Source organism: Erwinia sp. AnSW2-5 (assembly GCF_045107195.1).
In the GTDB taxonomy this organism is placed as follows: Bacteria; Pseudomonadota; Gammaproteobacteria; order Enterobacterales; family Enterobacteriaceae; genus Erwinia.
Genome location: NZ_JBJGXA010000036.1, coordinates 22,520 through 40,877 on the forward strand (window position 1 = coordinate 22,520; position 18,358 = coordinate 40,877).

The window sequence follows — 18,358 nt, forward strand, 5'->3', positions numbered from 1 at the left end:
GCCTATCCATTTTCAACGATCCTGTGCATCAAATTATGCACAGGTGTTTCCCAGCGTGCTTTACACCTTCTCTATGAATACCCCTACTTACCCACAGGTAGATCCCAGCCTGATCACAGCGTACAATGCCCGCCATTATCATTCAGGGATCCCATCATGGCCGACATTACCTTAATCAGTGGCAGCACCTTAGGCAGCGCAGAATATGTGGCCGATCATCTTGCTGAGAAGCTTGAAGAAGCGGGACATACAACAGAAACACTGCATGGGCCTGAGTTCGAAGCGCTGAAAACCGAAGGGATCTGGATTGTGGTGAGCTCTACCCACGGTGCCGGTGAACTGCCCGATAACATTCAGCCACTGTTTGAAGCCATAAAGGAACAGCAACCCGATCTGAGCAACCTGCGCTACGGGGCTGTTGGCATTGGTAATCGTGAATACGATCTGTTTTGCGGTGCCATTATCCAGTTTGATGATCTGCTGACGTCACTGGGTGCTCAGCGTATTGGCGATCGTCTGGATATTGATGTGCTTCAACATGAGATCCCGGAAGATCCTGCCGGTGTCTGGGTAGAAAGCTGGAAAGAACTGATCTAAATCCTGTCCGGATCGGACGGAGATCCTCTGCCCGATCCCTAAAATTGGCCGTTTTAGATCCTGAGTTTTGTAAATATTGCTCTTTTTTGCCTGGTTTTAACGCATTCAACTGTGGATAACTAGGCTCAATACCGTCTGATAACCGGTGTTTATCCCAAGGACAACATGAGTACCTGCCGGAGCCTGTGCATAACATGCCATTTAGATCCCAGCTTATACGTTGTAGGATCACCGATCATTAACAGCTAATGATCCTGCCTAATCACTTGATCCTTATCGGCAAAAAAGGCTTATCCACAGAGATCGTCGATCCTAATAGAAGATCTAATAAAGAGATCTCTAAATAAAAAAGATCTTCTTTTTAATACACGAAGATCCCGGCGCTTTCGCCATCGTCTAAAGTTGAGTAGAATCCACGCCCTCAGCAACACTCCCTTAATTCGCACAAACCGCGAGGTGCAGTACCATGTTTTATCCAGATCCTTTTGACGTCATCGTAATCGGTGGTGGTCATGCGGGAACGGAAGCAGCGATGGCCGCTGCCCGCATGGGTCAACAAACCCTGTTATTAACCCATAACATCGACACACTGGGGCAGATGTCCTGCAACCCAGCGATCGGCGGTATCGGAAAAGGACATCTGGTAAAAGAAGTGGACGCACTGGGCGGACTGATGGCTCATGCCATTGACCAGGCGGGTATTCAGTTTAGGATACTAAACGCCAGCAAAGGACCTGCGGTGAGGGCAACCCGTGCTCAGGCCGATCGTGTACTGTATCGCCAGGCGGTACGTACAGCACTCGAGAATCAACCCAATCTGATGATCTTCCAGCAGGCTGTTGAAGATCTGATTGTCGAAAACGATCGTGTGGTCGGTGCAGTAACCCAGATGGGACTGAAGTTCCGTGCCAAAGCCGTCGTGCTGACCGTCGGAACGTTCCTCGATGGTAAAATTCACATCGGGATGGACAACTACAGCGGTGGTCGTGCTGGCGATCCACCGTCCATCTCGTTATCACGTCGTCTGCGTGAACTCCCTCTGCGTGTAGGACGTCTGAAAACCGGAACACCTCCGCGTATTGATGCCCGAACCATTGATTTCAGTGTACTGGCCCCGCAGCATGGCGATACGCCTATGCCGGTATTCTCGTTTATGGGTAATGTCAGCCAGCATCCGCAACAGGTGCCGTGCTACATCACTTACACCAATGAGAAAACCCATGATGTGATCCGTAATAACCTCGATCGCAGCCCAATGTATGCAGGCGTGATCGAAGGGATCGGCCCACGTTACTGCCCGTCGATCGAAGATAAAGTCATGCGCTTTGCCGATCGTAATGCGCACCAGATCTTCCTGGAGCCGGAAGGACTGACCAGCAACGAAATTTATCCAAACGGCATCTCAACCAGCCTGCCGTTTGACGTTCAGATGCAGATCGTACGTTCCATGCAGGGTATGGAAAATGCCAAAATTGTTCGTCCTGGCTATGCGATTGAGTACGATTTCTTCGACCCGCGCGATCTGAAACCGACGCTGGAAAGCAAATATATCGAGGGTCTGTTCTTTGCCGGACAGATCAACGGCACCACAGGTTACGAAGAAGCCGCTGCACAGGGCTTGCTGGCAGGTCTGAACGCCGGTCGTCTGTCTGCTGACAAAGAAACCTGGGCACCGCGTCGCGATCAGGCCTACCTTGGCGTACTGGTTGACGATCTCTGCACACTCGGCACGAAAGAGCCGTACCGCATGTTTACCTCGCGTGCTGAATATCGTCTGATGCTGCGCGAAGATAATGCCGATCTGCGCCTGACGGCTGCGGGTCGTGAACTGGGTCTGGTGGACGATGCCCGCTGGGCGCGCTTCAACGAGAAGCTGGAAAGCATTGAGCTGGAACGCCAACGCCTGCGAGATATCTGGGTGCATCCAAAATCAGAGTGCGTGGCTGAAGTGAATACACTCCTGAGCGCTGGCCTGACCAAAGAAGCCAGTGGTGAAGATCTGCTGCGCCGTCCCGAAATGACTTACCAGAACCTGATGACATTGAGCACCTTTGGCCCGGCATTGACCGATCCTCAGGCGGCTGAGCAGGTAGAGATCCAGGTCAAATACGAAGGCTATATTGTCCGTCAGCAGGAAGAGATCGATCGTCAGCTACGCAATGAGAACACCTTGTTGCCAGTGGATCTTGATTACCGCCAGGTAAGCGGCCTTTCTAACGAAGTGATCGCGAAGCTCAACGATCACAAGCCAGGGTCAATTGGTCAGGCATCACGTATTTCAGGTATTACACCTGCTGCTATCTCAATCTTACTTATTTATCTTAAAAAACAGGGGCTTTTACGTAAAAGCGCATGATTAACAAATTATCCGTATTGCTAAAAAGCGCCGGTATTTCCCTGTCCGATCAGCAGAAACAACAGCTGGTGGGTTATGTGGAAATGCTGCATAAATGGAATAAAGCCTACAATCTGACATCAGTGCGTGACCCTGAGCAGATGCTGGTTCGCCATATACTCGACAGTATTGTGGTGGAACCTCATCTTGTGGGTGAGCGGTTTATCGATGTTGGTACCGGCCCTGGATTACCCGGTATTCCGTTAGCCATTGTCAGGCCGCAGTCTCATTTCACGCTACTGGACAGCCTGGGCAAGCGTGTACGCTTTCTTAAGCAGGTACAGCATGAGCTGAAGCTGGAAAATATTTCGCCTGTACAGAGCCGCGTAGAAGACTTTCCTGCCGAGCCGCCTTTTGATGGCGTGATTAGCAGAGCATTTGCCTCGCTGACCGATATGGTCACCTGGTGCCATCATTTGCCTGGCCAGCAGGGGCGTTTTTACGCGTTAAAAGGCGTATTACCTGAAGATGAAATCGCGGCATTACCTGCTGGTTTGAGGGTTGAAAACGTTCTCCCACTGAGCGTTCCTCAGCTCGAAGGCGAGCGCCATCTGGTGATTATTACCCCTTCTGCCTGATATTGAGCACTCTGAAAATAGCCCATCAGCCTGTTTTTTCAGCGCTGATGGGTTTTTTTATCACAATTATCGGCCCTTTTAACGGGCAAAAAGAATATTTTAGTGATAGTTAACCTCTGAAATTATATGACTTTTTTGCGAATCAATAGCACATTTTTAGTATGGGTATTCAAAATGTGCTCATACAAAGATTTTTTTTGCGAAAATTTGCCTGGACGGAGCTGTTACCATCGGGTTAAATCACTCGGCGGAAATTATCTGAAAATCTCTGTTACATTTAACTTAATTTTCACATTTATTTATCACTTGAGTCATATTTTTTCGATGTTTTAGGGATAAAATAGTCACGCAGGAAAATATATTGTTCTAATAAATTGGCGTGAGTGATGACCTGAACGATGTTAAATATTTGCTACGGATGTCAATAAGACCTTTTAATCGACATAACCGTGTTTTTTTACAAAATCTATAACTATGTTTATGATATTAATGGTTTTTGTTGGTTTATTTAATTCGGGTTTATTCAAGAGGCGATCTGATTGTTCGCCATTACATTACTAATTTGTGATCTTCCGCACGCTTTGTAAGCTTGAGTTCGCGGGCATTGCAGAAAAAAGTCGATAAGCAGCCATTGTCATTGGTTTTTGAAAATAGGCTGCTGGAAAGAAATTTAAATAATTGTTCACCTTTTCTCTACTTATCGATTGAAATCACAGGTGCGCACCGTATAATTTGCACGGTTTTTGCTGCTTGACTCAAAAGAGCAAAGGCAGTTTTATACGACACGCGACATACCCCTTTCGGGGCAGGAGAGTTTCAGCGTCATGTCAGTGTCCCTTTACAGAGTTAAATTTGCCCGAACTATACTGCTGTGGCAGTTAGCGACTTTCGTCGTAGTCGGTGCGCTGTTTTGCTTTAAAGACCTGACCTGGGGCGTGTCCGCCCTTGCCGGTGGGCTGGCAGCCTGGCTGCCAAACGTGTTGTTTATGATTTTTGCCTGGCGCCACCAGGCGGGGCATGAAGTGACGGGACGGCTTGCCTGGACTTTTGCGTTAGGTGAAGCGTTGAAGGTCCTCGTTACTGTCCTCGTGATTATCTTGGCGCTGGGAGTGTTTAAGGCGGCGTTTACGCCGCTGGGACTGGCCTGGTTATCGGTGCTGATTGTGCAAATCGTCGCACCGGCTGTAATTAACAACAAAGGGTAAGAGGCATCATGGCTGCAGGAGAAATCTCTACGCCGCAAGAATACATAGGCCACCATCTGAAGAACCTTCAGTTGGACCTGCGTACCTTCGAGCTAGTGAATCCGCACGACGCACCGTCGTTCTGGGTATTAAATATCGACTCCATGTTTTTCTCTGTGGTGCTGGGACTGGTGTTCCTGGTGCTGTTTCGCCAAGTAGCGAAATCAGCGACCAGCGGCGTGCCGGGCAAATTACAGGCCGCTGTTGAGTTAGTTGTTGGTTTCGTTGACGACAACGTGCGCGACATGTACCACGGTAAAAGCAAACTTATCGCTCCGCTGGCCCTGACGGTTTTCGTCTGGGTATTCCTGATGAACTTTATGGACCTGTTGCCTATCGATTTGCTTCCGCATATTGCCGGGTTGATGGGGTTACCAGCGATGCGTGTGGTGCCTTCTGCTGACGTGAACGTTACGTTGTCGATGGCCCTTGGCGTATTTATTTTGATTCTGTTCTACAGCATCAAGATGAAAGGCATTGGCGGCTTTACTAAAGAGCTGACTCTGCAACCCTTCAACCACCCTGTGTTCATTCCGATCAACCTGATTCTGGAAGGTGTGAGCCTGCTGTCCAAACCGGTATCTCTGGGTCTGCGACTGTTCGGAAACATGTATGCGGGTGAATTGATTTTTATCCTGATTGCCGGTCTGTTGCCGTGGTGGTCACAGTGGATTCTGAGTGTGCCTTGGGCCATTTTCCACATACTGATCATCTCGTTGCAGGCTTTCATTTTCATGGTCTTAACGATTGTCTATCTGTCGATGGCATCTGAAGAACATTGATTTTTTTCTCAACACTACTGCGTTTTAACTGAAACAAACTGGAGACTGTCATGGAAAACCTGAATATGGATCTGCTGTACATGGCTGCCGCTGTGATGATGGGCCTGGCGGCAATCGGTGCTGCGATCGGTATCGGCATCCTCGGAGGCAAATTCCTGGAAGGCGCCGCACGCCAACCGGATCTGATTCCTCTGCTGCGTACGCAGTTCTTTGTTGTAATGGGTCTGGTGGATGCAATCCCGATGATCGCTGTTGGTCTGGGTCTGTACGTGATGTTTGCTGTCGCGTAAAACCGTTTGTTCATCGCTGTACTTACGTATAGCGATGAACGGATTCTGCCGCTGTGAATGACAGCGGCAGAAAACGTTAACTTAACAAGAGGCATTGTGCTGTGAACATTAACGCAACAATCCTCGGCCAGGCTATCGCGTTCATCCTGTTCGTAGCGTTCTGCATGAAGTACGTATGGCCGCCGCTTATGGCCGCTATCGAAAAGCGCCAGAAAGAAGTTGCTGAAGGCCTTGCTTCCGCTGAACGTGCCAAGAAAGATCTGGATCTCGCGCAGGCTAATGCGACCGATCAGTTGAAAAAAGCGAAAGAAGACGCTCAGGTAATCATCGAGCAGGCGAACAAACGCCGCGCTCAGATCCTGGACGAAGCTAAAGCTGAGGCTGAACAGGAACGTAGCAAGATCGTCACTCAGGCGCAGGCAGAAATTGATGCCGAACGCAAACGTGCACGTGAAGAGCTGCGCAAGCAGGTCGCGATGCTGGCTGTCGCCGGCGCCGAGAAAATCATTGAACGTTCCGTGGATGAAGCTGCTAACAGCGACATCGTTGATAAACTGGTCGCTGAACTGTAAGGGAGGGGCTGATGTCTGAATTTACTACCGTAGCTCGCCCCTACGCTAAAGCCGCTTTTGACTTTGCGGTTGAACATCAAAGTATCGATCGCTGGCAGCAGATGCTAGCGTTTGCCGCCGAAGTGGCTGGCAATGAACAGGTATCAGAACTTCTTTCCGGCGCTCTGGCGCCGGAAGCGTTGTCTGGCGCGTTCATCGCAATCTGTGGTGACCAACTCGACGAAGCCGGCCAAAACCTGATTAAGGTGATGGCTGAAAACAAACGTTTGCCTGCGCTTGCCGCTGTTCTGGAACAGTTCATCCAACTGCGTGCCGCACATGATGCGACCGCCGAGGTTGAAGTTATCTCTTCCGTAACATTGAGCGATGAACAGCTGACCAAAATCAGCAGCGCGATGGAAAAACGTCTGTCACGCAAAGTTAAGCTGAATTGCAAAATTGATAAGTCTGTAATGGCAGGCGTAATCATCCGAGCGGGTGATATGGTCATTGACGGAAGCGTACGCGGTCGTCTTGAACGCCTCGCAGACGTCTTGCAGTCTTAAGGGGACTGGAGCATATGCAACTGAATTCCACCGAAATCAGCGAACTGATCAAGCAGCGCATTGCTCAGTTCAATGTAGTGAGCGAAGCTCACAACGAAGGTACTATTGTTTCTGTAAGTGACGGTATCATCCGCGTCAACGGCCTGGCCGATGTGATGCAGGGTGAGATGATTGCCCTGCCGGGTAACCGTTACGCAATCGCACTGAACCTGGAGCGTGACTCTGTTGGTGCAGTAGTGATGGGCCCATACGCTGACCTCGCCGAAGGCATGAAGGTTAAGTGTACTGGCCGTATCCTGGAAGTGCCGGTTGGCCGTGGTCTGTTAGGCCGCGTGGTGAACACCCTGGGTGCACCAATTGACGGTAAAGGCGCTATCGACAACGACGGTTTCTCACCGATCGAAGTGATTGCACCTGGCGTTATCGATCGTCAGTCCGTTGACCAGCCTGTACAGACTGGTTACAAATCTGTCGATGCAATGATTCCAATCGGCCGTGGCCAGCGTGAGCTGATCATCGGTGACCGTCAGACCGGTAAAACCGCGATGGCGATCGATGCGATCATCAACCAGCGCGATTCAGGCATCAAATGTGTGTACGTTGCTATCGGCCAGAAAGCCTCTACCATCGCTAACGTGGTACGCAAACTGGAAGAACACAACGCGCTGGCTAACACCATCGTTGTTGTTGCGACTGCCTCTGAGTCTGCTGCTCTGCAATACCTGGCTCCGTATGCCGGTTGCGCCATGGGCGAATACTTCCGTGACCGCGGCGAAGACGCGCTGATTGTATACGATGACCTGTCTAAACAGGCTGTTGCTTACCGTCAGGTTTCTCTGTTGCTGCGCCGTCCACCAGGTCGTGAAGCCTTCCCTGGCGACGTGTTTTACCTCCACTCCCGTTTGCTGGAGCGTGCTTCCCGTGTGAGCGCCGACTATGTTGAGCGTTTCACCAACGGTGAAGTGAAAGGTAAAACCGGTTCACTGACCGCGTTGCCAATTATCGAAACCCAGGCGGGTGACGTTTCTGCGTTCGTTCCAACCAACGTAATCTCGATTACCGATGGTCAGATCTTCCTGGAAACTAACCTGTTTAACTCCGGTATTCGTCCGGCTGTTAACCCGGGTATCTCCGTTTCTCGTGTTGGTGGTGCTGCTCAGACCAAGATCATCAAGAAACTGTCCGGTGGTATTCGTACCGCTCTGGCACAGTATCGTGAACTGGCTGCGTTCTCTCAGTTCGCATCCGATCTGGATGAAGCAACCCGCAAACAGCTGAGCCACGGTCAGAAAGTGACCGAGCTGTTGAAACAGAAACAGTATGCGCCGATGTCCGTAGCGCAGCAGGGTCTGGTTCTGTTTGCTGCCGAGCGCGGCTTCCTGAATGACGTCGAATTGGCGAAAATCGGTAGCTTCGAAGCAGCACTGCTGGCATTTGCCGATCGCGATCACGCAGAGCTGATGGCTGATATCAACCAGTCTGGTAACTATAACGGCGAAATCGAAGAGAAGCTGAAAGGCCTCCTCGAAACGTTTAAAGCAACCCAGTCCTGGTAATGTCTGGCGGCTTGTCCCTTAGGGGGCAGGCCGCAAGGCTTTGAGGAGAAGCTTATGGCCGGCGCAAAAGAGATACGTAGTAAGATCGGCAGCGTGCAAAACACGCAGAAGATCACCAAAGCGATGGAAATGGTCGCCGCCTCCAAAATGCGTAAATCGCAAGAACGCATGGCGGCCAGCCGTCCTTATGCAGAGACCATGCGCAAAGTGATTGGTCACATTGCGTTAGGTAATCTGGAATACAAGCACCCTTACCTGGATGAGCGCGACGTTAAACGCGTTGGCTATCTGGTCGTATCTACCGACCGCGGGCTTTGTGGTGGTTTGAACATTAACCTGTTCAAAAGAGTGCTGGCAGATATGAAGGCCTGGTCTGATAAAGGCGTCGAGAGTGATCTGGCGGTTATCGGTTCTAAAGGGCAGTCATTCTTCGGCTCTGTTGGCGGCAACGTGGTTGCTCAGGTAAGCGGTATGGGTGATAAACCTGCGCTGTCAGACCTGATTGGCCCGGTCAAAGTGATGCTGCAAGCATACGATGAAGGCCGTCTCGACAAGCTGTTTATTGTCAGCAACAAATTTATCAACACCATGTCTCAGTCTCCACAGATCGTACAGCTGCTGCCGTTACCGCCAGCAGATGATGCGGAAGGCGTTGTGAAGAAGAGTACCTGGGACTATCTGTATGAACCCGATCCGAAAGCGCTGCTGGATACATTGCTGCGTCGCTACGTCGAGTCTCAGGTTTACCAGGGTGTTGTTGAAAACCTGGCCAGCGAGCAGGCCGCGCGAATGGTGGCGATGAAAGCCGCGACCGATAACGGCGGAAACCTGATCAAAGAGCTTCAGTTGGTATACAACAAAGCTCGTCAGGCCAGCATCACCCAGGAACTTACCGAAATTGTCGGTGGGGCCTCCGCGGTTTAACCAGGTATACGCAGAATTTAGGTAGAGGATTCAAGATGGCTACTGGAAAGATTGTCCAGGTAATCGGCGCCGTAGTTGACGTCGAATTCCCTCAGGACGCAGTACCACAAGTGTACAGCGCCCTTGAGGTTAAAAATGGTGATGTTCGTCTGGTGCTGGAAGTTCAGCAGCAGTTGGGCGGCGGTGTGGTTCGTACCATCGCGATGGGTTCTTCCGACGGCCTGAAACGTGGCCTGGAAGCGGTTGACCTTCAGCACCCAATTGAAGTCCCTGTCGGTGTTGCCACACTCGGCCGTATCATGAACGTGCTGGGTGAGCCAATCGATATGAAAGGCGATATCGGCGAAGAAGAGCGCTGGGCAATTCACCGCGCAGCACCTTCGTACGAAGATCAGTCTAACTCGCAGGAACTGCTGGAAACCGGCATCAAGGTTATCGACCTGATGTGTCCGTTCGCCAAGGGCGGTAAAGTGGGGCTGTTCGGTGGTGCGGGTGTAGGTAAAACCGTAAACATGATGGAACTGATCCGCAACATCGCGGCAGAACACTCAGGTTTCTCGGTATTTGCTGGCGTGGGTGAGCGTACTCGTGAGGGTAACGACTTCTACCACGAAATGACCGACTCCAACGTTATCGATAAAGTTTCCCTGGTCTATGGCCAGATGAACGAGCCACCAGGAAACCGTCTGCGCGTAGCGCTGACTGGCCTGACTATGGCTGAAAAGTTCCGTGACGAAGGTCGTGACGTTCTGCTGTTCATCGATAACATCTATCGTTACACCCTGGCCGGTACTGAAGTATCAGCACTACTGGGTCGTATGCCTTCTGCAGTAGGTTATCAGCCAACGCTGGCGGAAGAGATGGGCGTTCTGCAGGAACGTATCACCTCGACTAAAACCGGTTCAATCACGTCTGTACAGGCCGTTTACGTTCCTGCGGATGACTTGACTGACCCGTCTCCAGCCACCACCTTTGCTCACTTAGATGCAACCGTGGTACTGAGCCGTCAGATTGCTTCCCTGGGTATCTACCCGGCGGTTGACCCACTGGATTCAACCAGCCGTCAGCTGGATCCACTGGTTGTTGGTCAGGAACACTATGACACTGCGCGTGGCGTTCAGTCACTGCTGCAGCGTTATCAGGAACTGAAAGACATCATCGCCATCCTGGGTATGGATGAACTGTCTGAAGAAGACAAACTGGTGGTAGCTCGCTCTCGTAAGATGCAGCGTTTCCTGTCCCAGCCGTTCTTCGTGGCAGAAGTATTCACCGGTTCTCCGGGCAAATACGTGTCTCTGAAAGATACCATCCGTGGCTTTAAAGGCATCATGGAAGGTGAATTCGACCATATGCCAGAGCAGGCTTTCTACATGGTCGGTTCTATCGAAGAAGCCGTGGAAAAAGCGAAGAAACTGTAATCGTCTCCCCTGATTATTTCGGCACGTTGTCTGAAGTATGAAGGGGAACGTTTCCCAGGAGATTAACAATGGCTATGACATTTCACCTGGACGTTGTCAGCGCAGAACTGCAAATGTTCACAGGCACTGTACAGAGCATCCAGGTATCAGGTAGCGAAGGTGAGTTGGGTATTCGCCCAAACCACGCCCCGCTTCTGACCGCCATTAAGCCTGGTATGATTCGCATCGTCAAACAGCACGGCGACGAAGAGGTTATATACCTTTCCGGTGGCGTGTTGGAAGTGCAGCCAGGTGCGGTTACCGTACTGGCTGACACGGCGATCCGCGGCAGCGATCTTGATGAAGCTCGCGCGCTGGAAGCGAAACGCAAAGCTGAAGAGCATATGAACAGCTCTCACGGTGATGTTGACTTCGCGATGGCGTCTGCGGAACTGGCTAAAGCGATCGCCAAACTGCGTGTGATCGAGTTGACCAAAAAAGCGATGTAATTCAGGTTTAAACATCAAAAAGCCGGTCAGGAAACTGACCGGTTTTTTTTATTTATGCGTAGGCAATAATTGCCACAGCATGAAGCGTTAGTTATGTTTAACCAAGGGTGCTTCGGTAATTTTCTAATACAGAAGCCATCTTATCGCGGCCGAAAAGTAGCCCACCAATAGATCCGATTAGGCCACCAACGAAAGGAGTAAAGGCATAGCCGACCAGCTGTGCTAACCCACCAAAGCCCCAGCCACCACCACCACCATATTTACCGGCAATAGCCATACCGGTCATTGCACCATCACCCAATCCCCACAGGGCTCCCTGAATAGAATCAGATACTGAAGATGCCCATGCACCGTTAACCTGCTCAATTTGATGCTGACTTAATATTTTCATAAATACAATCCTTGTTGGTTTTTCTATAGTGAAATTAGCTCGTTGCTAATCATTTTTAATTGTATTGGCTTTTTTTTTTATGGGAATAATAAAAAATTTATTTTATAAGACAATAATTTAGCTAAATGTAAATATTTCCCCATTACGTTGGTGGCCTAAGCTCTAAGGTGTACCGACATCTGCCGCTGAATGCGCATATTTCTGTTTAATCGCCACCAGCTCATTGCTTCGGGATAAATCAATGCACTTCATCACGATAAGCGCTGCATTCCCCTCTTTGCTCATATATTTCTTTTTGATAAATTGATGAGCAAGGTCGGTGGTTTCTTCATAAACTTCAGCGGGATAGGATCCTCGTTCGACGTAAGCTCCCACGGCAGCCAGCGCATCTTCTTTTACGCTCTTATCAGAAAAACCATTCGCCAGGCACTGGCTTAAGGCAAAGTAACAGTGTTTCCAGATATATAGTTGATTCCATGAAACCGGGTACGGTGACCCTTCTCAGCGTTCCCTGAATCATAGCCGTCACGGAGTGTGCTCTTTATTCGCTTTATGAAATAAGCGATAAACCAGTGGCATAGCAGATTTTGCACGCTAAACTGGGCATAAATCGACAGATTTACCCTGTCAGCCGTGCTTTCTGCTGCGATAAAGGGGGGAAATCATCTCCGGATCGAGGCTTTTCTGGCTGTACGTTTTTTTCTGCAAAATATGTAGAATTTTCAAGGATAAATCGATTTACTTCTCCCACTAAACAGATTCAGGACGCGTATGTCAAACAGTGCTATGAGCGTGGTGATCCTTGCCGCTGGTAAAGGAACCCGAATGTACTCCGATCTCCCGAAGGTCCTGCATACCCTCGCCGGGAAACCGATGGTCAAACATGTTATTGATGCGGCAAACCATTTGGGCGCTCAGCATGTGCATCTGGTTTACGGTCACGGCGGAGAGCTGCTTAAACAAACGCTGACTGATAGCTCACTCAACTGGGTGTTGCAGGCGGAACAGCTGGGAACGGGCCATGCCATGCAGCAGGCCTCCCCTCACTTCGCCGATGACGAAGACATTTTGATGCTGTATGGCGATGTGCCGCTGATCTCTGTGGACACGCTGCGCAAGCTGCAGGTGGCAAAACCGCAGGGCGGCATTGGCCTGCTGACCGTCATTCTGGACAACCCAACTGGTTACGGGCGCATTATCCGCGAAGCGGGCCAGGTGGTGGGCATTATCGAACAAAAAGACGCGGCCCCTGAACAACTGCTGATTAACGAAATCAACACCGGCATTTTGCTGGCTAACGGCGCCGATCTGAAGCGCTGGCTGAGCAAGCTGAACAATAACAACGCGCAGGGCGAATACTACATTACCGATATTATCGCCCTTGCTCATCAGGAAGGCCGTCAGATCGCGGCGGTGCATCCGGCAAGAACCACAGAAACCGAAGGCGTGAACAATCGTCTGCAACTGGCCACGCTGGAGCGCGTGTACCAGGCTGAGCAGGCTGAAAAACTGCTGCTGGCGGGAGTGATGTTACTCGACCCGGCGCGTTTCGATCTGCGTGGTGAACTGATACACGGCCGTGATGTGGTGATTGATACCAATGTGATCATCGAAGGCAAGGTCACGTTGGGCCACCGGGTGAAAATCGGTAGCGGCTGTGTGATTAAAAACAGCGTGATTGCGGATGACAGCGTGATCAGCCCTTACAGCGTAATTGAAGATGCGCAGCTGGAGTCGGGTTGTACCGTTGGGCCATTTGCTCGTTTACGTCCGGGCACTGAGCTGGCTGAAGGGGCGCACGTGGGCAACTTCGTCGAGATGAAAAAAGCGCGCCTGGGTAAAGGCTCTAAAGCGGGGCATCTGAGTTACCTCGGGGACGCGGAAATCGGGGCTAATGTGAATATTGGTGCAGGCACCATTACCTGTAACTACGATGGCGTCAATAAATCGAAAACCATCATCGGTGATGATGTGTTTGTCGGTTCAGATACCCAGCTGATTGCGCCGGTAACGGTAGCCGCCGGGGCCACCATTGCAGCCGGTACCACCATTATGAAAAACGTTCCGGCGGCAGGGCTGGTGTATAACCGTAAAGAACAGCAGCTGAAAGCAAGCTGGCAGCGCCCCGAAAAGAAAAAGTAAGTTTTCATCGGGCTGAACTCGATTTCAGCCTGTAAATAAAAAGCAGTACCTATAAAAATAATCCCCAATCTCTACAAGGCTCGGGGAACCCGGACATACCGGAACAATCAGGTCAGAAGACAACGCTGATGGCTTACCGCCATCATGTCAGGAAAATAATTATGTGTGGAATTGTTGGTGCTGTAGCGCAGCGTGATATTGCAGAAATCCTGCTTGAAGGGCTGCGTCGTCTGGAATACCGGGGCTATGACTCTGCGGGTCTCGCCGTTGTTGATCATCAGGGGAACGCCACCCGCCTGCGTCGTCTGGGCAAGGTGCAGAACCTGGCTGAAGCAGCAGAAACCACCTCGCTGGTCGGAGGTACGGGGATTGCGCACACGCGCTGGGCCACGCATGGCGAACCGTCGGAAGCGAATGCCCATCCGCATATCTCTGAACATATCATCATTGTTCACAACGGCATTATTGAGAATCACGAACCGCTGCGCGAACAGCTGATTGCGCGCGGTTATACTTTTGCCTCAGAAACTGATACCGAAGTGGTGGCGCATCTGGTGCACTGGGAGCAGAAGCAGGGTGGTTCACTTCGCGAAGTCGTTCAGCGGGTGATCCCACAGCTGCGCGGTGCTTACGGCATGGTGATTATGGACAGTCGCGATCCCTCGACCGTTGTGGCCGCCCGTTCCGGTAGTCCGCTGGTGATTGGCCGCGGCGTCGGTGAAAACTTTATTGCCTCCGATCAGCTGGCCTTGTTGCCCGTGACCCGTCGCTTTATCTACCTGGAAGAGGGCGATATTGCGGAAATTACCCGCCGTGATGTGACCATTTTTGACGCTCAGGGACATCAGGTAAAACGTGCCGAGATCGAATCAAACGCACAGTATGATGCTGGCGATAAAGGAATTTACCGCCACTACATGCAGAAAGAGATTTACGAGCAGCCAGTCGCGATTAAAAACACCCTGAGTGGTCGTTTCAGCCACGGTGAAGTCGATCTCTCCGAGCTGGGGCCGCAGGCTGATACGCTGCTGGCAAACGTTGAACACATTCAGATTGTTGCCTGTGGCACCTCATACAATTCCGGTATGGTTTCCCGTTACTGGTTTGAGTCGCTGGCAAACGTGCCGTGTGACGTTGAGATTGCGTCTGAATTCCGCTATCGCAAATCGGCGGTGCGTAAAAACAGCCTGCTGATCACCCTGTCTCAATCCGGTGAAACGGCGGATACCCTGGCAGCACTGCGTCTGTCGAAAGAGCTGGGTTATCTTGGTTCTCTGGCGATTTGTAACGTTGCCGGTTCGTCACTGGTGCGTGAGTCCGACCTGGCGCTGATGACCAAAGCCGGGACCGAAATCGGCGTGGCGTCGACCAAAGCCTTCACCACCCAGCTGACCGTGCTGCTGATGCTGGTGGCGAAAATAGGTCGTCTGAAAGGTGTTGATCCGCAGGTTGAGCACGATATCGTGCACTCTCTGCAAGCGCTGCCAAGCCGTATCGAACAGATGCTGTCACAGGATGAGCTGATTGCATCACTGGCGGAAGACTTCTCGGACAAGCATCATGCGCTGTTCCTCGGCCGTGGCGATCAGTACCCGATCGCGATGGAAGGCGCGCTGAAGCTGAAAGAGATCTCCTATATTCATGCTGAAGCTTATGCTGCTGGTGAACTGAAGCACGGTCCGTTAGCGCTGATTGATGCTGATATGCCGGTGATTGTCGTCGCGCCGAATAATGAATTGCTGGAGAAACTGAAATCCAATATTGAAGAAGTTCGCGCCCGTGGTGGGCTGCTGTATGTCTTCGCCGATATTGACGCCGGTTTTGCTAACAGCGAAGGCATGCGTATTATTCCGTTACCGCATGTGGAAGAGGTCATTGCACCTATCTTCTACACCGTGCCGCTACAGCTACTGTCCTATCATGTGGCGCTGATCAAAGGCACGGATGTCGATCAGCCGCGTAACCTGGCAAAATCCGTTACGGTTGAATAAGCTCTGCCCTGCGCATCGGTGAACCCGGCGCGCTGCTCAAGAGTCCGGTATGACTGATCCGTCAGTCTGCCGGACTTTTTTTGTACAAATCCCCTTCATCCCTTTCCTTACAATGAACGCTCCTGCGTCCTTTTTAAGGGAAGAGAATGAAAAAGATAAAAACGGGTTTTTGTCTGCTGGCACTGTGTTGTGGCGCTGTATTCGAGGCGAGTGCCGCGCCAGAAACCGTGCACTGCCCGGTCCCCCTGGCAACTTGTCCTGCTCCGCTGGATAAACACCTGCCAGATGTCAAAGATATGCTTACCTGGACACCTCAGCAGCGTGTGGTGGGCTTCCGTAACGACTACCAATCCTATCCCGGCGATATCTTTCGCGCGGGCAAATCACCGGTACCGCTACCCGTTGCTCATCGCAATCTCTCGGCCGTGTCCTATGAGTATCAGGGGCATCATTACTCACTGGCAGATTACCTTAAACGCAATAACGTGACGGGTATGATGGTGATTAAAGACGGTAAAAAGGTCTGGGAATATTACGCTGAGGGCAACACCAAAACCACGTTATGGACCTCGCGATCTGTCGGTAAGTCAGTGGTATCCACGTTAGTCGGTATCGCACTTAAACAGGGAAAGATAGCCTCGCTGGATGATGAGGTCGGGAAGTACAACCCGGAGGTACGCGGCACCGCCTGGGAGCATGTCCCTCTGCGCAATCTGTTGCAGCATACTTCCGGTGTGACCTGGAATGAGGATTACACCAACCCTCAATCTGATTTTGCCAAACTGACCCAGTGTGAAGCTGAAAAAGACACCTATGACTGCGTGAGTAAGCTGGTGCTCGATCCTCAGCGTAAAGCCTATGCGCAGCCGGGGCAGATTTGGTCCTACTCTTCCGGTGGTGCCTGGGTGCTGGGTGATACGCTGGAAAAAGCCACGGAAGAAACGCTCGCCCGTTATCTTCAGGACAACATCTGGCAGCCTTACGGCATGGTGAATGATGGCGTGTGGCACAGCTATCTGCCGGGAAAACACGATGTGGGCGCGCACGGCTTTAACGCGACGCTTGAAGACTGGGGTAAGTTTGGCCTGTTCGTGATGAACAATGGCATCCTGCCTGATGGCACGAAAACGCTGCCCGATGGCTGGGTGAAAGAGGCCAGTACCTGGAACAGAGCCGAGAACTCGGTGACAGCCGACTACCCTGAAGGGCAATTCGGTTATCAGTGGTGGAACATGAGTGTTCCCTTGAGTGTAAAAAAAGAGGCGCCACTCAACGGGGAAACCCGCAATGGAACCCTGTCGGCTGAAGGTATTTTTGGCCAGATGATTGCAATCGATCAGCCTCATAAACTGGTGATTGTCCAGTGGTCCGCCTGGCCACAGGCAGAACCGGCATCAGATGCTCAGCCGCGCGAAGCCTCTCTGATGTTCAATGCTATTGAGCATCAGCTGTCTGATTCTTCAGCTTCTCCAGCAAAAAATCGATAAGCACCCGGCACTTAGGGGGGAGATACCGGTTAGGATGATACAGAATCCAGGACATTCCGTAATAGGATGTCATGTAGTCCCATTCGGGAAGTACCTGAATAATCTGTTGATTATCCAGCACCTGCTGCGCGGAAAAGCGCGGCAGGCACCCGATACCCAGGTGATTAATGATACCTTCCAGTCGTGCTTTGCTGTGATTCGAGGCATAGCGCCCGTGTACTGCAACGCTTGTCTGTTCCCCGTTAGTGATATGGCGAAACTTCCACAGATTATCCCCGGCCACTTCCCCCAGATAAATACAGCTGTGCTGCGTTAGATCCTGCGGGTGTTGTGGGATGCCGTGTTGTTGCAGGTAGTCCGCACTGGCACAGAGTACGTGTCTGACGGGAAACAGCGGGCGTGCTGCCAGCCCCGAAGGCGGCGTGTCGGTAATGCGGATTGCCAGGTCTACATCGTCACTGATCAGATCCACCAGCCGGTCGGTGAGCATCAGTTGCAAATCTACCTGAGGATAACGCTGTAAAAACTCAGCAACGTGCGGCGAGATCAAATCTTTGCCGTAGGCTCGCGGTGCGCTGATTTTCACCCGACCTTGTGGCGTATCGCTGGCGCGTCCGGCCAGTTCAAACACCGACTGTGCCGACTGCATCATCTCATAGCAGCGCTCCCACGCGGCCGTGCCTGCTTCCGTCAGGCGCAGCCTGCGTGTCGTTCTCTCCAGCAGTTTCACCCCAAGGGCATTTTCCAGGCTGGCGATCTGACGGCTGACCGACGAGGCGGTGCTGCCCAGCTTCTCTGCGGCCGCCGAGAAGCTGCCGAGTTCCACCACTTTCACGAACACTGCCATATACGGCAGCAGACCCATATATTGATTTGTTCTCATAGCGCACAAGTCTTGTTTGTCAGCGCGGATTATTCCGCCTGGAGAAAAACATCATAATCGCTGTTGGGTTTATCA

The 18,358-nt window shown here is 51.4% G+C and carries 18 protein-coding genes; 15 read left to right on the forward strand and 3 right to left on the reverse strand.

The window, feature by feature from the left end; genetic code table 11:
- The first annotated feature begins 156 nt into the window (after positions 1-156).
- The 12 genes from mioC (at position 157) to ACFL9S_RS20575 (ending at position 11,389) form a co-directional block, all read left to right on the forward strand.
- A complete protein-coding gene (gene mioC / locus ACFL9S_RS20520) occupies positions 157-597 on the forward strand; it encodes an FMN-binding protein MioC (protein ID WP_405263696.1) in 441 nt (146 codons plus the stop codon).
- A gap of 466 nt (positions 598-1,063) precedes the next feature.
- A complete protein-coding gene (gene mnmG, locus ACFL9S_RS20525) occupies positions 1,064-2,953 on the forward strand; it encodes a tRNA uridine-5-carboxymethylaminomethyl(34) synthesis enzyme MnmG (protein ID WP_405263697.1) in 1,890 nt (629 codons plus the stop codon).
- Positions 2,950-3,570: a 16S rRNA (guanine(527)-N(7))-methyltransferase RsmG gene (gene rsmG / locus ACFL9S_RS20530; RefSeq protein WP_405263698.1), complete on the forward strand. Its 621-nt coding sequence runs from the start codon at positions 2,950-2,952 to the stop codon at positions 3,568-3,570. Before mnmG ends, rsmG begins: the two co-directional genes overlap by 4 nt.
- 824 nt (positions 3,571-4,394) lie before the next feature.
- Positions 4,395-4,775 (forward strand): F0F1 ATP synthase subunit I, encoded by a 381-nt coding sequence (atpI, locus tag ACFL9S_RS20535; protein ID WP_405263699.1) that lies wholly within the window; start codon positions 4,395-4,397, stop codon positions 4,773-4,775.
- Between the two features lie 8 nt (positions 4,776-4,783).
- Positions 4,784-5,596: a F0F1 ATP synthase subunit A gene (gene atpB / locus ACFL9S_RS20540; RefSeq protein ID WP_405263701.1), complete on the forward strand. Its 813-nt coding sequence runs from the start codon at positions 4,784-4,786 to the stop codon at positions 5,594-5,596.
- Between the two features lie 50 nt (positions 5,597-5,646).
- Complete coding sequence (gene atpE / locus ACFL9S_RS20545; RefSeq protein ID WP_003849523.1) at positions 5,647-5,886, forward strand: F0F1 ATP synthase subunit C; 240 nt, start codon at positions 5,647-5,649, stop codon at positions 5,884-5,886.
- A 101-nt stretch (positions 5,887-5,987) separates the two neighbouring features.
- Complete coding sequence (gene atpF, locus ACFL9S_RS20550) at positions 5,988-6,458, forward strand: F0F1 ATP synthase subunit B (RefSeq protein ID WP_062744106.1); 471 nt, start codon at positions 5,988-5,990, stop codon at positions 6,456-6,458.
- Between the two features lie 11 nt (positions 6,459-6,469).
- Entirely contained in the window at positions 6,470-7,003 is a 534-nt protein-coding gene (gene atpH / locus ACFL9S_RS20555) for a F0F1 ATP synthase subunit delta (protein ID WP_405263703.1), read from the forward strand.
- 14 nt (positions 7,004-7,017) lie between these two features.
- The gene (gene atpA / locus ACFL9S_RS20560; protein ID WP_133844851.1) at positions 7,018-8,559 is read left to right on the forward strand and encodes a F0F1 ATP synthase subunit alpha; all 1,542 of its coding nucleotides are present in this window, start codon (positions 7,018-7,020) and stop codon (positions 8,557-8,559) included.
- A 54-nt stretch (positions 8,560-8,613) separates the two neighbouring features.
- The gene (gene atpG, locus ACFL9S_RS20565) at positions 8,614-9,483 is read left to right on the forward strand and encodes a F0F1 ATP synthase subunit gamma (protein WP_405263704.1); all 870 of its coding nucleotides are present in this window, start codon (positions 8,614-8,616) and stop codon (positions 9,481-9,483) included.
- A 35-nt stretch (positions 9,484-9,518) separates the two neighbouring features.
- Entirely contained in the window at positions 9,519-10,901 is a 1,383-nt protein-coding gene (gene atpD, locus ACFL9S_RS20570; RefSeq protein ID WP_405263705.1) for a F0F1 ATP synthase subunit beta, read from the forward strand.
- Between the two features lie 68 nt (positions 10,902-10,969).
- Positions 10,970-11,389: a F0F1 ATP synthase subunit epsilon gene (locus ACFL9S_RS20575; RefSeq protein WP_133844845.1), complete on the forward strand. Its 420-nt coding sequence runs from the start codon at positions 10,970-10,972 to the stop codon at positions 11,387-11,389.
- A 97-nt stretch (positions 11,390-11,486) separates the two neighbouring features.
- Here ACFL9S_RS20575 and ACFL9S_RS20580 read toward each other — a convergent pair whose 3' ends face one another.
- Positions 11,487-11,780 carry a hypothetical protein gene (locus ACFL9S_RS20580; protein WP_405263706.1) on the reverse strand — a complete coding sequence of 98 codons (294 nt, stop codon included), beginning with the start codon at positions 11,778-11,780 and terminating at the stop codon, positions 11,487-11,489.
- A 162-nt stretch (positions 11,781-11,942) separates the two neighbouring features.
- Positions 11,943-12,242, reverse strand: coding sequence for a T6SS amidase immunity protein Tai4 family protein (locus ACFL9S_RS20585; protein ID WP_405263780.1), 300 nt, complete (start codon positions 12,240-12,242; stop codon positions 11,943-11,945).
- Between the two features lie 309 nt (positions 12,243-12,551).
- On the opposite strand from ACFL9S_RS20585, the gene glmU reads away from it, so the two are divergent.
- The 3 genes from glmU to ACFL9S_RS20600 all read left to right on the forward strand — a co-directional run bounded on the left by glmU (position 12,552) and on the right by ACFL9S_RS20600 (position 17,400).
- Complete coding sequence (glmU, locus tag ACFL9S_RS20590) at positions 12,552-13,922, forward strand: bifunctional UDP-N-acetylglucosamine diphosphorylase/glucosamine-1-phosphate N-acetyltransferase GlmU (RefSeq protein ID WP_405263708.1); 1,371 nt, start codon at positions 12,552-12,554, stop codon at positions 13,920-13,922.
- Between the two features lie 161 nt (positions 13,923-14,083).
- Entirely contained in the window at positions 14,084-15,913 is a 1,830-nt protein-coding gene (gene glmS, locus ACFL9S_RS20595; RefSeq protein ID WP_405263710.1) for a glutamine--fructose-6-phosphate transaminase (isomerizing), read from the forward strand.
- 146 nt (positions 15,914-16,059) lie between these two features.
- Positions 16,060-17,400 carry a serine hydrolase domain-containing protein gene (locus ACFL9S_RS20600; protein ID WP_405263712.1) on the forward strand — a complete coding sequence of 447 codons (1,341 nt, stop codon included), beginning with the start codon at positions 16,060-16,062 and terminating at the stop codon, positions 17,398-17,400.
- Here the strand turns inward: ACFL9S_RS20600 and ACFL9S_RS20605 are convergent.
- On the reverse strand, positions 17,348-18,283 hold the full coding sequence (locus tag ACFL9S_RS20605; protein WP_405263713.1) for a LysR substrate-binding domain-containing protein: 936 nt from the start codon (positions 18,281-18,283) through the stop codon (positions 17,348-17,350). The two genes, ACFL9S_RS20600 and ACFL9S_RS20605, sit on opposite strands and share 53 nt — an antisense overlap.
- Positions 18,284-18,358 lie beyond the last annotated feature (75 nt).

Bases quoted from the DNA above. Each gene is read 5' to 3' on its own strand.
- mioC (WP_405263696.1), top strand. From the start codon at position 157: ATGGCCGACATTACCTTAATCAGTGGCAGCACCTTAGGCAGCGCAGAA.
- glmS (WP_405263710.1), top strand. From the start codon at position 14,084: ATGTGTGGAATTGTTGGTGCTGTAGCGCAGCGTGATATTGCAGAAATC.
- glmU (WP_405263708.1), top strand. From the start codon at position 12,552: ATGTCAAACAGTGCTATGAGCGTGGTGATCCTTGCCGCTGGTAAAGGA.
- atpG (WP_405263704.1), top strand. From the start codon at position 8,614: ATGGCCGGCGCAAAAGAGATACGTAGTAAGATCGGCAGCGTGCAAAAC.
- ACFL9S_RS20575 (WP_133844845.1), top strand. From the start codon at position 10,970: ATGGCTATGACATTTCACCTGGACGTTGTCAGCGCAGAACTGCAAATG.
- atpI (WP_405263699.1), top strand. From the start codon at position 4,395: ATGTCAGTGTCCCTTTACAGAGTTAAATTTGCCCGAACTATACTGCTG.
- ACFL9S_RS20605 (WP_405263713.1), bottom strand. From the start codon at position 18,283: ATGAGAACAAATCAATATATGGGTCTGCTGCCGTATATGGCAGTGTTC.
- atpB (WP_405263701.1), top strand. From the start codon at position 4,784: ATGGCTGCAGGAGAAATCTCTACGCCGCAAGAATACATAGGCCACCAT.
- atpA (WP_133844851.1), top strand. From the start codon at position 7,018: ATGCAACTGAATTCCACCGAAATCAGCGAACTGATCAAGCAGCGCATT.
- ACFL9S_RS20600 (WP_405263712.1), top strand. From the start codon at position 16,060: ATGAAAAAGATAAAAACGGGTTTTTGTCTGCTGGCACTGTGTTGTGGC.
- mnmG (WP_405263697.1), top strand. From the start codon at position 1,064: ATGTTTTATCCAGATCCTTTTGACGTCATCGTAATCGGTGGTGGTCAT.
- rsmG (WP_405263698.1), top strand. From the start codon at position 2,950: ATGATTAACAAATTATCCGTATTGCTAAAAAGCGCCGGTATTTCCCTG.
- atpE (WP_003849523.1), top strand. From the start codon at position 5,647: ATGGAAAACCTGAATATGGATCTGCTGTACATGGCTGCCGCTGTGATG.
- atpD (WP_405263705.1), top strand. From the start codon at position 9,519: ATGGCTACTGGAAAGATTGTCCAGGTAATCGGCGCCGTAGTTGACGTC.
- atpH (WP_405263703.1), top strand. From the start codon at position 6,470: ATGTCTGAATTTACTACCGTAGCTCGCCCCTACGCTAAAGCCGCTTTT.
- ACFL9S_RS20580 (WP_405263706.1), bottom strand. From the start codon at position 11,780: ATGAAAATATTAAGTCAGCATCAAATTGAGCAGGTTAACGGTGCATGG.